The organism is Exiguobacterium profundum (assembly GCF_042652865.1).
Lineage (GTDB): Bacteria > Bacillota > Bacilli > Exiguobacteriales > Exiguobacteriaceae > Exiguobacterium > Exiguobacterium profundum.
The window spans coordinates 998,650-1,012,677 of the sequence record NZ_JBHSHG010000001.1 but is presented as its reverse complement, the minus strand read 5'-3'; the positions used below and the strand labels follow the sequence as shown (position 1 = coordinate 1,012,677).

At 48.1% G+C, this 14,028-nt stretch carries 13 protein-coding genes; 12 read left to right on the top strand and 1 reads right to left on the bottom strand.

What is annotated here, in order from left to right; genetic code table 11:
* Positions 1-48 precede the first annotated feature (48 nt).
* From folD to spo0A, 9 genes are all read left to right on the top strand, one after another.
* The gene (gene folD / locus ACFO4U_RS05275; RefSeq protein ID WP_196430850.1) at positions 49-885 is read left to right on the top strand and encodes a bifunctional methylenetetrahydrofolate dehydrogenase/methenyltetrahydrofolate cyclohydrolase FolD; all 837 of its coding nucleotides are present in this window, start codon (positions 49-51) and stop codon (positions 883-885) included.
* On the top strand, positions 878-2,224 hold the full coding sequence (xseA, locus tag ACFO4U_RS05270) for an exodeoxyribonuclease VII large subunit (protein WP_215243841.1): 1,347 nt from the start codon (positions 878-880) through the stop codon (positions 2,222-2,224). The genes folD and xseA overlap by 8 nt, the downstream gene beginning before the upstream one ends.
* A complete protein-coding gene (gene xseB / locus ACFO4U_RS05265; RefSeq protein ID WP_012726571.1) occupies positions 2,199-2,423 on the top strand; it encodes an exodeoxyribonuclease VII small subunit in 225 nt (74 codons plus the stop codon). The genes xseA and xseB overlap by 26 nt, the downstream gene beginning before the upstream one ends.
* Positions 2,420-3,298, top strand: coding sequence for a polyprenyl synthetase family protein (locus ACFO4U_RS05260; protein WP_214690770.1), 879 nt, complete (start codon positions 2,420-2,422; stop codon positions 3,296-3,298). Before xseB ends, ACFO4U_RS05260 begins: the two co-directional genes overlap by 4 nt.
* Positions 3,299-3,421: 123 nt before the next feature.
* Positions 3,422-5,314: a 1-deoxy-D-xylulose-5-phosphate synthase gene (gene dxs, locus ACFO4U_RS05255; protein WP_196431845.1), complete on the top strand. Its 1,893-nt coding sequence runs from the start codon at positions 3,422-3,424 to the stop codon at positions 5,312-5,314.
* A 6-nt stretch (positions 5,315-5,320) separates the two neighbouring features.
* Complete coding sequence (locus ACFO4U_RS05250; RefSeq protein ID WP_214690771.1) at positions 5,321-6,136, top strand: TlyA family RNA methyltransferase; 816 nt, start codon at positions 5,321-5,323, stop codon at positions 6,134-6,136.
* A 155-nt stretch (positions 6,137-6,291) separates the two neighbouring features.
* The gene (gene ahrC / locus ACFO4U_RS05245) at positions 6,292-6,741 is read left to right on the top strand and encodes a transcriptional regulator AhrC/ArgR (protein ID WP_012726567.1); all 450 of its coding nucleotides are present in this window, start codon (positions 6,292-6,294) and stop codon (positions 6,739-6,741) included.
* A gap of 13 nt (positions 6,742-6,754) precedes the next feature.
* Positions 6,755-8,452 carry a DNA repair protein RecN gene (gene recN, locus ACFO4U_RS05240; protein WP_214690772.1) on the top strand — a complete coding sequence of 566 codons (1,698 nt, stop codon included), beginning with the start codon at positions 6,755-6,757 and terminating at the stop codon, positions 8,450-8,452.
* The gene (gene spo0A / locus ACFO4U_RS05235) at positions 8,453-9,184 is read left to right on the top strand and encodes a sporulation transcription factor Spo0A (RefSeq protein WP_074036711.1); all 732 of its coding nucleotides are present in this window, start codon (positions 8,453-8,455) and stop codon (positions 9,182-9,184) included.
* A 657-nt stretch (positions 9,185-9,841) separates the two neighbouring features.
* On the opposite strand, the gene ACFO4U_RS05230 is transcribed toward spo0A, so the two are convergent.
* Positions 9,842-10,090: a DUF2627 domain-containing protein gene (locus ACFO4U_RS05230; RefSeq protein WP_031423346.1), complete on the bottom strand. Its 249-nt coding sequence runs from the start codon at positions 10,088-10,090 to the stop codon at positions 9,842-9,844.
* Between the two features lie 134 nt (positions 10,091-10,224).
* On the opposite strand from ACFO4U_RS05230, the gene ACFO4U_RS05225 reads away from it, so the two are divergent.
* The 3 genes from ACFO4U_RS05225 to ACFO4U_RS05215 all read left to right on the top strand — a co-directional run bounded on the left by ACFO4U_RS05225 (position 10,225) and on the right by ACFO4U_RS05215 (position 14,027).
* Positions 10,225-11,862 carry a sigma 54-interacting transcriptional regulator gene (locus ACFO4U_RS05225; RefSeq protein WP_215243842.1) on the top strand — a complete coding sequence of 546 codons (1,638 nt, stop codon included), beginning with the start codon at positions 10,225-10,227 and terminating at the stop codon, positions 11,860-11,862.
* 121 nt (positions 11,863-11,983) lie between these two features.
* A complete protein-coding gene (yqiS, locus tag ACFO4U_RS05220; protein WP_211782681.1) occupies positions 11,984-12,880 on the top strand; it encodes a phosphate butyryltransferase in 897 nt (298 codons plus the stop codon).
* A 25-nt stretch (positions 12,881-12,905) separates the two neighbouring features.
* Complete coding sequence (locus ACFO4U_RS05215) at positions 12,906-14,027, top strand: Glu/Leu/Phe/Val family dehydrogenase (RefSeq protein WP_159562454.1); 1,122 nt, start codon at positions 12,906-12,908, stop codon at positions 14,025-14,027.
* Position 14,028: the final 1 nt, after the last annotated feature.

Below are 14,028 nucleotides of genomic sequence, written 5' to 3'. Positions count from 1 at the left end.
CACCAGACCAACTACAGAAAAACCTAAAGACAACGGGGGATGAGAGAGATGGCAGTAGTGATCGACGGGAAACAAGTGGCAGCATCATATCGAGAAACGTTAAAAGAACGTGTGGCAGCACTTCGCGCACGTGGCATCGTACCGAAACTGAAAGTCGTGTTGATTGGGGATGACCCAGCAAGTCATAGCTATGTACGCGGGAAGGAACGGGCGGCAGAAGAAATCGGAATCGATTCACAAGTACTCCGTTTTGATGAGACGATTAGCGAGAAGGAATTGCTTGACTTGATTGACTTGATGAATGCGGATGAAGAAGTTCACGGGATTCTCGTGCAACTCCCTCTGCCGAAACACATCGACGAATCACGAGTCATCATGCGCATCTCCCCAGAAAAGGACGTCGATGGCTTTCATCCTGAGAATGTTGGGAAGATGATGCTCGGACTTGATACGCTACTCCCGTGCACGCCGCACGGCATCTTGCATCTCGCAAAAACACAGACCGAGATCGCCGGAAAGCACGTTGTCGTCGTCGGTCGTAGTCAGATTGTCGGTAAACCGGTAGGCATGTTGTTCTTGAATGAATCAGCAACGGTCACATATTGTCATTCAAAAACAGCTGACCTCGGTGAGATGACACGCCAAGCGGACATTTTGATTGTCGCTGTCGGACGCGCTGGTTTAGTCACAGCAGACATGGTCAAACCAGGCGCGCTTGTCATCGATGTCGGAGTCAATCGGGTCGAAGGTCGTCTAGTCGGTGACGTGGACTATGAAGCTGTTAAGGAGAAGGCGAGTGCCATCACCCCTGTTCCGGGTGGTGTCGGTCCGATGACCATCACGATGCTCATGCATAATACGGTCGAGGTTGCATCACGTGGCTAATCCACTTCCGGTTTCTGAAGTTGTTCGATATGTGAAGCGACAACTTGATGATGATGTATTGCTTCGACAAGTCGCGGTCATCGGTGAAATCTCAAATTTCAAACGTTATTCATCCGGTCATTGTTATTTCACGTTGAAAGATGACGCGTCTCGGATGAAAGCTGTCATGTTTTCTCGCGATGCCAAACAACTTCAATTCGAACCGAAAGATGGAATGAAAGTCATCGCCGTCGCAAAGGTGACGATGTATGAGGCTACGGGAGATGTCCAACTATATGTCGAATTGATGCGACAAGACGGAATCGGTCTATTGTTTGAGCGATATGAGGCGAGAAAGCGTGAATTAGAGGAGATGGGATGGTTCGACGAGGAGCGGAAGCACCCGCTCCCGACGTTTCCAGAGCGCGTTGGAATCGTGACGTCTCCAAAAGGTGCAGCGCTACACGATATCGCAACCACACTTCGACGTCGTGCGCCACATGTGGCGATTACGTTCGCCCCTGTTGCTGTACAGGGCGAAATGGCGGCTCCACAAGTTGCTTCTGCCATTCGCTGGATGAACGAACGCACCGATTGTGATGTACTCATTGTCGGTCGCGGTGGTGGTTCTATCGAGGAGCTTTGGGCATTTAATGAAGATGTTGTGGTGGAGGCAATCTATGCGTCCACGATTCCCATCATTTCTGCTGTCGGTCACGAGACAGACTTTACGCTTTCGGATTTCGTTGCCGATGTTCGGGCTGCGACTCCGACAGCGGCGGCTGAACTCGCTACCGCGATGATTGATGCGCAGCGAAAAGATGTAGAACGTTTGGATAACCATCTGCACAAAGCCGTCAGAGACCAATTGGATGATTCGCGAACCCGTGTGGAACGGATGATCAATAGCTATGGATTAAAATCACCGAGGTACACGATATCTCAGAAACGGGAACGATTCGCCCAGTCGGAAATCCGTCTCGAGCAAGGGATGAGGCGACATCTCACCCAAGCCACTCATCAGCTCCGTCAGTTGTCACAGCAGCTAGATGTAAAACGATTTTCAAAAACGTTGTCCAAGCAAGGGGAAGAAGTCAATCATATGGTCGAGCGACTCCGTCGAACGAAGCCATTAGAACAAGCAACGCTTCAATTTGCACAACAGGTTGGACGATTGCATGCAGTCAGTCCACTCGCCGTCTTGTCACGTGGATATACGTTCATCGAACAAGATGGGATCTATGTGCAGAACGTGAAACAATTACGCGATGGTGATGTCTCGATTCGTTTTCGGGATGGTCATGCAATCGCTGAGGTGAAGGAGAGGATTGTCGGTGACGAAGAAAGAACAGACATTTGAGGCGGCGCTCGAGCGCCTCGAACAGATCGTCGCGCAACTCGAGAGCGGTGATGTCCCATTAGAGGAAGCGATGACCCTATATGAGGAAGGTGTCCGCTTGTCTGCATTGTGCCAGACAAAACTCTCTGCCGCCGAGAAAAAAATGGATGAAATTTTAGAACTTGATGGGACGCTTCGTGAAAAAGGAGGATCCGCATGAACCGTACCGATGACTTGAACAAGTGGAAACGGACCGTCGAACTGGCGATGCAGGAACTCATTGAGTCGAGTGAGATGCCGAAACGATTACGAGACGCAATGACGTATTCTTTAGAGGCTGGCGGGAAACGCATTCGTCCTGCTCTCGTCTATGCCGTCCTTGAAACGTATAGCATGTCACTCGAGCGAGGACGAGAGGTGGCGGCGAGTTTAGAGATGGTTCATACATACTCACTCATCCATGATGATTTGCCGGCCATGGATGATGACGATCTTCGTCGTGGACGACCGACCAATCATCGTCAGTTTGATGAAGCGACCGCTATTTTGGCTGGGGACGCCTTATTGACGGACGCATTCCGTATTCTCACACAGATGCCACTCCCTGCGCTAGATGTCGTCGAGATTATTCGTATTTTCGGATTGGCGGCCGGTAGCTCAGGTATGGTCGGTGGCCAGTTGGATGATATGCTGGCTGAAAAGCGGAACGACGTCACACTTGAAGAGCTCAAATCCATTCATGAACGGAAGACAGGTGCGCTACTCGTCTATGCACTTGAAGCCGGTGCGATTTTGGCGGGCGCATCGGTGGAAGATCGGATGCACCTCAAACAGTTCGGACGTCATCTTGGCATCGCTTTTCAGATTCAAGACGATATCCTCGATGTCGTCGGAGATGAACAAACAATCGGAAAACGCGTCGGCTCAGATGAATTGAATGACAAGACGACTTATCCGAAGCTTCTCGGCTTAGAGGGAGCGAAGCAAGCTCTTGAGCAAGAAGTGGGAGCGGCACACGCTGCAATTGAATCACTTTCAGTTCCAGCGCCGTTGCTTCTTGAGATGCTATCATTTGTAGTGAAACGAAATCATTGACCTCGGTGACACGATGAGCACATCGTGTCACCTTTGTTTTGGGGAATGTGTGGCATATGCCGTCACATTCTTGTAAAATGTAAGGTACGAATCAGTAAAATGTGAGGAGAAAGGATGGTCATTATGGACTTGACATCCATTCAAGACCCGTCGTTCCTGAAACGGATGTCTGTATCAGAGCTCGAATCGCTCGGTTCAGACATTAGACGATTCTTGATTGAAAAATTGGCAGTGACGGGAGGGCATTTGGCGCCAAACTTGGGAGTTGTAGAGTTGACGCTTGCCTTGCACCGTGTATTTGACAGTCCGAAAGACCAACTCGTATGGGACGTCGGTCATCAAGCATACGTTCATAAAATTTTGACAGGACGTACGAACCAGTTTGATACTCTCCGACAATACAATGGGTTATGTGGTTTCCCGAAACGTTGTGAGAGCGAGCATGATGTGTGGGAAACAGGGCACAGTTCGACTTCCCTCTCTGCAGCCATGGGGATTGCGATTGCGAATGAATTGAAAGGGCGCGCCAACGATCGTGCCATCGCCATCATCGGGGACGGTGCTTTGACTGGGGGGATGGCACTTGAAGCCCTCAATCACATCGGTGCCGAGAAACAGAACGTGATTGTCATTCTAAATGATAACGAGATGTCGATTGCGCCGAACGTAGGAGCGATGCATAATATGCTTGGTCGTATCCGGGCATCGCGCAAGTTGAAGCATGCTCGAGAAGAAATGGAGTCACTCATCAAACACATCCCGCTCGTCGGGAGTTCACTTGAACGGAGCGGGGAACGGGTGAAGGACCTCTTAAAATCTGCTCTCATTCCGGGAACGTTCTTTGAAGAACTTGGCTTCACTTACTTTGGACCTACAGATGGGCATGATTTGAAAGACTTGCTCGAAACGCTTGAGTACGCGAAGAAAATCGACGGTCCGGTTCTCGTCCACGTCATTACGAAAAAAGGGAAGGGATATCGTCCGGCTGAATTGGACGGTGTCGGAACATGGCACGGTCTTGGACCTTATAAAATTGAATCCGGTGAAGTCATCAAAGGCAAACCGAAAGGACCGAGCTATTCGAAAGTCGTCGCGGAGACGATCACGAAAGTGGCGGAGTCAGACGAACGGGTGACGTTGATCACACCAGCGATGAGTGTCGGTTCGAAACTCGATTGCTTTACGAAGAAATTCCCGGAGCGTATGTTTGATGTCGGAATTGCCGAGCAACATGCGGTCACCCTCGCTGGGGGACAGGCGACGCAAGGGTTGAAACCGGTCGTCTCGATTTATTCGACCTTCTTCCAACGCGCGTATGATCAACTAGTCCATGACATTTGTCGTCAAAACTTGAACGTCGTGTTCACGATTGACCGATCTGGACTTGTCGGAGCGGATGGAGAGACGCACCAAGGTGTGTTCGATATCGCCTTCATGCGTCACGTGCCAAACATTCGAATTTTGATGGCGAAAGATGAAGAAGAATTACAACAACTCGTCTATTCTGCACTCCGTTACGATGGTGGACCGATTGCGATTCGTTTCCCGCGTGGTGAAGGGATCGGTGTTCCGATGAGTGAGACGCTTCAAGAAATTTCACTCGATGATTGGGAAGTCGAGGCAGAAGGGACAGATGTCGCTATCTTGACGTTCGGTCCCCAAGTGCAAGACGCCCTCGAAGTCCGAGCACTATTAGAAGGTAAGCTCAGTGTGCGCGTCATTAACTGTCGTAGCATCAAGCCGCTCGATGATGCGATGCTGACTTCACTTTATGCAGAGGGGATTCCGCTCGTGACATTAGAAGAGGCTGCTCTCGCCGGTGGCTTTGGAAGTAGCGTGCTTGAACACGCGAATGAAGCCGGAGCGTTTCCACGGATTCAACGTCTCGGTATTCCGGATCGATATATCGAGCATGGCGGTGTCAACCAGCTCCTAGAAGAGATTGGACTGCGACCTGCCCAAATGGCGGAATCGATTGAACGGTTCGTCATGGAGACAAATCGACAGAATGTGTGAGGGATTATGGAAAAAAGAAAGAAAACTAGATTAGATGTATTGCTCGTCGAACGTGGACTTGCTGAAACACGGGAAAAGGCAAAACGGTCGGTCATGGCCGGTCTCGTCTATAGTGGGACAGAACGTCTAGACAAGGCGGGCGATAAAGTGTTTGATGATATCCCTCTCGAAGTGAAGGGTCAAGTTCTTCCTTATGTTGGACGTGGCGGCTTGAAGCTCGAGAAAGCGCTCCACGTCTTCCCGCTCGATGTCTTTGGACGAGTCGGAATCGACATCGGCTCATCGACGGGTGGGTTCACGGACTGTGCGCTTCAAAACGGCGCGACTCAAATGTACGCGGTCGATGTCGGCTATAATCAGCTTGCCTGGAAACTACGGAGCGATGATCGCGTCGTCGTCATGGAGCGGATGAACTTCCGCCACGCGACGGCCGATCAGTTCCCGATTCAACCAGATTTCGCAACGATTGACGTCTCTTTTATCTCGCTTCGTCTGATGGTGCCACCGTTGAAACAAATTTTGAAGCAAGACGGTGTCGTCATGGCGCTCGTCAAACCTCAATTTGAAGCAGGGAAGGCCGATGTCGGGAAAAAAGGAATTGTTCGGGACCGTAACGTCCATGAACGAGTCGCAAGCGATATGGTCCGATACTTCGCATCGGAAGGCTTCTTTGTCGAAGCTTTGGATTACTCTCCAATCACTGGAGGGGATGGGAACATCGAGTTTCTTCTCTTCGCTCGGTACACAGGAGTAGGTGGCGTCTCGCCATCGCTACAAGTCGAAGAGGTCGTAAACGCGGCCCATGCCAAACTTAAGGGATAAAATGATGCTACAGACCTCTTCGTCTGTAGCTTTTTCCTTTACTCGTCTACTAGATGGGGAATGGTGGAAATCCCACCTGGAATGCTAGACCTTTTTTCGACAATACTTTAGAATGATAATGTGTATGTGAAACGAAAAATGAGGTGTCAGCGCTTATGAACAAAGGACAGCGATTGATTAAAATTCGAGACATCGTGACGAATCGAGAAATCGAGACGCAAGATGAGTTAGTGGATGAGCTACGTCGCTCGGGGTATCCGGTCACACAGGCAACCGTGTCTCGGGATATTAAAGAGTTACATCTGGTCAAAGTCCCATTGAACGATGGACGGTATAAATATAGCTTGCCTGCGGATCAACGTTTTAATCCATACGGTAAAATGAAGCGAATCCTTAGTGACAGTTTCGTCTCGGTCGATTCTGCTCAAAATTTGGTCGTCATGAAAGTGCTTCCGGGGAATGCTGATGCAATCGGTGTCTTGATCGATCATTTATCTTGGGATGAATTGATTGGAACGGTGTGTGGAGATGATACGATTTTAATGATTGCACGTGATGAAGAGAAAGCGAAGCAAATCATCGATCGACTACTCGGAATGTTATGAGGTGAACGTACGTATGTTAGCAGAACTATCAATCAAACAGTTTGCGATTATTGACGAATTAAACATTCCGTTTAATCGAGGTATGACTGTGCTCACAGGTGAGACAGGTGCCGGTAAATCGATCTTGTTGGATGCGATTGGATTGCTTGTTGGAGGACGTGGCTCAAGTGAGTTCGTGCGATATGGTCAAGATAAAGCTGAAATCGAAGGTCTGTTCATGATTGAACCGGATCACCCGGTCATCGAAGCGGCCGAACAATATGGCATCGATGTTGAAGATGGGACAGTCATCTTACGTCGAGACCTACATAGTAGCGGGAAGAGCGTCTGCCGTGTGAACGGGAAAATGATGCCGCTCTCGACGTTACGGGAGTTCGGACGGCTCCTGGTCGATATTCACGGTCAACATGAACATCAACATTTAATGGATGCGGAATTTCACCTTGGCATATTAGACCATTTCGCCGAAAAAGAAATCAGTCCGTTAGTCGAGGAATATCAAACGGCATTTGCGGCCTGGAAACAAGTCGCCGATGAATTGAAGCGTCTTAGTCAAAGTGAGCAGGAGCTTGCTCAACGAATGGATCTTTTGTCGTTTCAAACGAAAGAAATCGAAGCGGCTGAATTAAAAGTTGGGGAAGAACAGGCGTTGACAGAAGAACGGGATGAATTGGCCAACTTTGAACGCATTCATCAACACATTCGTCTCTCGTATGAGGCGGTTGCCGAGGAGTCAAATGGACTCGATCAAATCGGAGTGGCGATGCGCGAGATGGAAGAGGCGTCACAGCTCTCTTCGTCTTTGACATCTGTATCGGAGACAATCTCTAACGCTTATTATTTGTTGGAGGATGCAAAGTTTCAACTCCGGGACCAGTTAGATTCGCTCGAATTTGACCCGATTCGATTGGATGAGATTGAGTCACGATTGGCTCTTTTCCAGCAATTGAAACGAAAGTATGGGACGACCATCGAAGAAGTCATCACCTATGGCGAACAAGTGTCGGATGAATTGAAGTCGATGACGAACCGGGAAGAGCATTTACAAACGCTCTCAGATGAACTCATTCGATTAGAGCAAATTGCAAGAGAAGCTGGCAAGAGACTGTCTTCAGCGCGTAAGATGGCTGCGGAGTCGCTTCAGCATGCGATTCATCGAGAGTTGAAAGAACTATATATGGAAAAAACAGCGTTCGAGGTCCGTTTTAAAACTACATCGCTTAAACAAGATGGTTTAGATGACGTAGAGTTTTACATGATGACGAACGTTGGAGAACCGTTCAAACCACTCGCAAAAGTCGCTTCAGGAGGAGAGCTTTCCCGTGTCATGCTCGCACTCAAATCAATCTTCTCAAGAACGGTCGGAGTGGCCTCCATTATTTTTGACGAGGTCGACACAGGGGTCTCTGGACGTGTCGCGCAGGCGATGGGTGAAAAAATCTTCCGACTTTCTGTCGGCTCTCAAGTCCTCTGTATCACGCACTTGGCACAAGTTGCTGCGATGGCAGACCAACATCTTTACATTACGAAAACCGAAACGAATGAACGGACGAAAACAAATGTGACGTCCCTCGACCGTGAAAGTCGAATCGACGAATTGGGTCGCATGATTGCTGGCGCTCAAATGACAGACTTGACGAAGCAACACGTCGAAGAATTACTTGAGATGTCACAACAAGTAAAACAGAAGTTCATCAAAGGAGTGTCATAAGTGATTACATTATGTATTGCGGACGACAATCGAGAAATCGTCGATTTGTTGAGCCGACAACTAGAATCTGAGCCTGATCTTCGTGTCGTAGGTACGGCACACGATGGAGAAACATGCTTGGATGTCGTCAAGACACACCAACCGGATGTACTCTTACTCGATATTATCATGCCGCATTTGGATGGAATCGGAGTATTGCAACGCCTAAATGAAGAATTAGGTGATGACAAACCGGAAGTGATCATGTTGAGCGCGTTTGGAAAAGATGAAGTGACGAAACAGGCCGTGCAACTCGGGGCCTCTTATTTTCTCGTCAAACCGTTCAATATTCAACAGTTATTAACGAAAATTCGTGAATTGTCAGAAGGAACAAATCGAGAATTCGACGGAATGACGCCAGAAGAAATTGAAATCTCACTCCTGCTTCAGCAACTCGGAATCTCTCCGCGAATCAAAGGGTTCAAGTATATCCGTCAAGCTGTCATTTACGTGCGAGAACGGCAAGATTTGCTCGGTCTCATCACGAAAGAATTATATCCGATGGTCGCAAAAGAGCATGAGACGACATCTTCTCGTGTAGAACGAGCAATGCGTCATGCAATCAAGACGGCATGGGAGAACGGCATGCGCGATCATGAGATGTTCGAAGGGCGACCGGAGCGTGAGCGAAGCCCGAAAAACTCGGAGTTTATCTCGTACTTCGTCACGTATGTATCGTTTAAGAATAATTGAATCATTTCATGAGGACTAAGTCGTGATGGGACTTAGTCTTTTTTGATGAAACAATTACTTTCAGATTTATTTACTTTATGAAAGAAAGCGCTTGCAAAATGATGGGCCTTTGTTATAATAAAGATGTACCAAGTTACTTGGACAAGCGTCAGATGAACGCTTTTCAAACTTGTTCCGGAGCAACGTTTGAAGAAACCAAAATCATCTCGGTTCGCTATCCGATTATAGCTCAGAGGTGGGAACGACACCTCAAGTCGTTAATGTCCCGACGTGAGGTCGCGACAGTCGCTCATTCGCGAGGCGATTCTATTATCAACTCGAAGCTAGGGGTTGGTATAGGAAAAAACAATCGTTCAGTTAACCAAAAGGAGTGTTGTCAACCGTTGAACAGTTTATGGCAAGCGTTCGACTTCACGATGGATGGTTCGACATGATCCGATAAGTAAATCAGTTAGTAACTCGAATGGTAAGATTCCGTTCACGCAAGACGGCAGTTACTAAAGTTCTTTCATACTTCTTCATTAAGAAGACGTTGGATTTCATGTCAAAGTAAGTAACGTAGTTTGAAAGGAGATCATCCGTAGTGATCACAATTCAATATGAATAAAAGGTTCCGCACTTGAAATGAAGTCAAGTTAGGGAACCTTTTTTGTGTGCTTATGAGTCGAGGCGTTGTACTTTTCCTGTTTTTTTGTCGCGGTTAAAAATATAGCCAGCTACAAATCCGATCCCGCCCATGGCGAGCAGAAGCCCAAAGGTGCCCTGCAACATGGAGGCGGCAGCGAGTGAATCGAACCATGAAAACGGTGCGCTCGTCTTCAAAAAGAAGCTATCGCGTAGCAATTTGATTCCGTAAACACCTAATAACCCAGGGACGATTAAGATTAGAAGCGCGATAAAACGCATGCAATCTCCTCCTTTACCATACATTATTTTAACAGAAATCGATCTGTTCGACACGGTCTATTTTTGGGCAGCTTGCGAATCAGGTGAGGATTCAGTAGCATGAAATAGAGAAGAGAGTTGATGGGGGAATCGGTATGAATAAACGATTGATGATTGTCGGAGCTGGTAAAGGCGGGACTGAGGTATTAAATATGTTGATGGATTCACCATTGGCGACCATTATCGCGGTTGTAGATTCTGATGCATCTGCCGAAGGAATAGCCTTTGCTAAAAGTTATGGCATATCTGTGGCGGACGATTGGAAACAGTATGCGGATGCGACTCTAGATTTTGTCATCGAAACGACGGGGAAGCATCAAACGTTTGAACAATTAAAGGATCATTTCAAAGATGCAGTCGTCTTACCAGGGGAATTTATTCGGATTGTGGTCGAACGATTGAAACAGAATCAACAAATGCTCGAGGCCATCATTGAATGTACGAGTGAGGCCATCTCGGTCGCAGATCATCACGGTAACACGATTTTGATCAATCCGTCTTATACACGGTTGACCGGATTCAAAAAAGAAGATGTGGTCGACAAACCAGCGACGGCAGATATCGGGATGCAGGAAAGCGTCCATTTAAAAGTACTATCGACCGGGCAAGGCGTTCGGGACATCCGGATGCAAATTGGGGCGACACGACGAGATATTCTTGTGAATGCGGAACCGATCATCGTCGAAGGGAAGTTGCGAGGATCGGTCGGGGTCATTCGTGACGTATCTCAGATTCGTGCACTGCGTGATGAATTGCAGGAGGCAAAGACACGCATCCGGAATCTAGAAGCGAAATATCAGTTTGCCGATATCATTGCGACGAGTGATGCCATGCGATTTGTCATCGAACAGGCGAAACTTGCGGCTGTGACCCCCGTGACGGTATTGATTCGCGGAGAATCGGGAACAGGAAAGGAACTGTTCGCCCACGCCATTCATGGAGAATCTCCTCGAAAATATAAAAAGTTCATTCGCGTGAACTGTGCGGCGATTTCACCGACGCTACTTGAAAGTGAGCTATTCGGTTATGAAGATGGAGCCTTCAGTGGGGCTAAACGTGGTGGGAAAACAGGATATTTCGAAGAAGCGGATGGCGGTTCACTCTTTCTAGACGAAATCGGGGAGCTCCCCCTTGATGTCCAAGTGAAGCTTTTACGTGTCCTTCAGGAAAATGAAATTGTCCGTGTCGGAGGGACGACGGCAATCCCAATCGATGTCCGAATCATTGCCGCAACGAATGCCGATCTCGAACAAAAAGTAGCAGACGGAACATTCCGGGAAGATTTGTATTACCGAATCAATCGGATGCCGATCCATATCCCACCATTACGTGAGCGACTGAATGAACTCGAGGCACTATGTGAACGGATGATCCGGAAACTGAATCAAGAATACGGTCGTAGTGTACGTGGCGTTGACGAAGATGCCTTAACATTACTGAAGAGCCAGCATTGGAAAGGGAATGTGAGAGAACTGGAGAATGTGATCGGTCGTGCGATGATTTATATGGCAAGCTCCGAACAGTGGATTGCCCCACATCATTTGCAGTTATCCAATCGTTCCACGAGTCAAAAAGTAGTCGAATCTGGAACGTTTCACGAGGCAGTTGCAAAATATGAACGCGATTTGATTGAACGAGCAATTGAAGAGGCAGGCGGCAACAAATCAGAAGCAGCCCGCCGATTAAAGATTTCGATCCGAACATTATACAATAAACTCGGAACCACGCAATAATTTGCATGAACATTACTGCATGGTAAGCATTAATTTGCATGGTCATCCGCATTATAAAGCGCTTACAATTTAGGAAACAAACTTGCTTATGATATAGTGTAGAGAGCAAGGGGGGACAATGATGAATTTTGAACGGATGCTGACGAACGCAAAAGAGTTAGAAGGCTGTACCGTGTCCATTGCGGGGGCGGCGGACGAAGAAGTCATCCGGGCCGTAAAACTCGCTACGGATCATGGACTGTCACGCTTCATTTTGTTCGGTGAAGCTCGAGAGATCCGAAAGTTATGTGAACAGCATGGAATCGATGAGTCAGCCGTCGATATTTTACATGCGAAAGGTGACGTTGAGATTGCGCGACGTGCCGCATTAGCTGTGAAAAATAAAGAGGCGGACGTCCTCATGAAGGGGATGGTGTCGACATCGACATTTATGAAAGCCGTCCTTAATCGTGAAGCTGGACTCCGTACGAAGCGGACGCTCAGCCACATCGCACTATTCCAAATTCCGAATCGTGAAAAGTTGATTGGAGTGACGGATGCGGCGATTCATATCGCACCAACACTCGAAGAGAAGGTCGAAATTATTCACAATGCGGTAGAAGCGATGCATGACATCGGTTACGAATCGCCGAAAGTCGCAGCCATTGGAGCAGTCGAGGTAGTCAATCCACAAATGAATGCGACTCTCGATGCGGCACTACTTAGCCAAATGAATCGACGTGGACAAATCAAGGGCTGTGTCGTAGATGGACCGCTCGCGCTCGACAACGCTGTCGACATGGTCGCAGCAAAGCAAAAAGGAATCAACAGTGAAGTTGCCGGTCAAGCCGATTTATTAGTCGTACCTTACATAGAGGTCGGCAACGTCCTTTATAAATCAATCATGTATTTCGCAGAGGCGAGCGTAGCGGCGATTGTCGTCGGCGCATCTGCCCCTGTTGTATTGACAAGTCGTGCCGATACTGCCGAAGCGAAGCTATATTCGCTCGCATTCGCTTTGTTACATGCTAAACATTAATCGTACTTAACAGGAGGAATTAATCATGATGGAAACAAACACAGAGCCACGCTTCCGTATTTTTGATGTCTTACAATCTGAGGACTATGAGCAAATCGTATTTTGCCAAGACCAAGCGTCTGGACTAAAGGCGATCATCGCCATCCATGACACGACGCTCGGGCCAGCTCTCGGTGGACTACGTATGTGGAACTATGAATCAGAACAAGAGGCACTCACGGATGTATTGCGTCTCGCAAAAGGAATGACATATAAAAATGCTGCAGCGGGTCTCAACCTTGGGGGCGGGAAGGCCGTCATCATCGGAAATGCGAAGACAGATAAATCAGAGGCGCTCTTCCGTGCATTCGGACGATATGTTCAATCTCTTAGTGGTCGTTATATCACGGCTGAAGATGTAAATACAACAGTTGCCGACATGGACTTCATTCACATGGAAACGGATTACGTCACGGGCGTCAGTCCTGCATTCGGTTCAAGTGGTAACCCTTCACCGGTCACGGCATATGGTGTGTATCGTGGAATGAAAGCTGCTGCGAAATGGAAATTCGGGACTGAGTCGCTCGCAGGGAAAACCGTCGCTGTTCAAGGTGTTGGAAACGTTGCCTACAACTTGTGCCGTCACCTCCACGAAGAGGGTGCTCATTTGATTGTGACCGACATTAATGAGGAAGCACTCAAACGTGCCGAAGCAGACTTTGGTGCGACGGTCGTCAAACCAGATGAGATTTATGCGGTCGAATGTGATATTTTTGCACCATGTGCTCTCGGTGCCGTCATCAACGACAAAACGATTCCGCAATTGAAAGCACAAATCGTCGCAGGCGCTGCCAATAACCAATTAGCAGAAGATCGTCACGGAGACGTGCTCGATGAGAACGGAATCCTTTATGCACCAGACTTCGTCATCAATGCAGGTGGTGTCATCAACGTCGCGGACGAACTTGAAGGCTACAACCGTGAACGGGCAATGAAGAAAGTCGAACTCATTTATGACAACATGATGCGCGTCTTTGAGATCGCAGAACGTGATGGTGTACCAACGCATGTAGCGGCCGATAAGATGGCGGAAGAGCGGATTCACATGATGTCGCGTTCACGCAGCCAGTTCCTTAAAGTTGAAAAAAGCATTCTAGGGAGACGCTAAG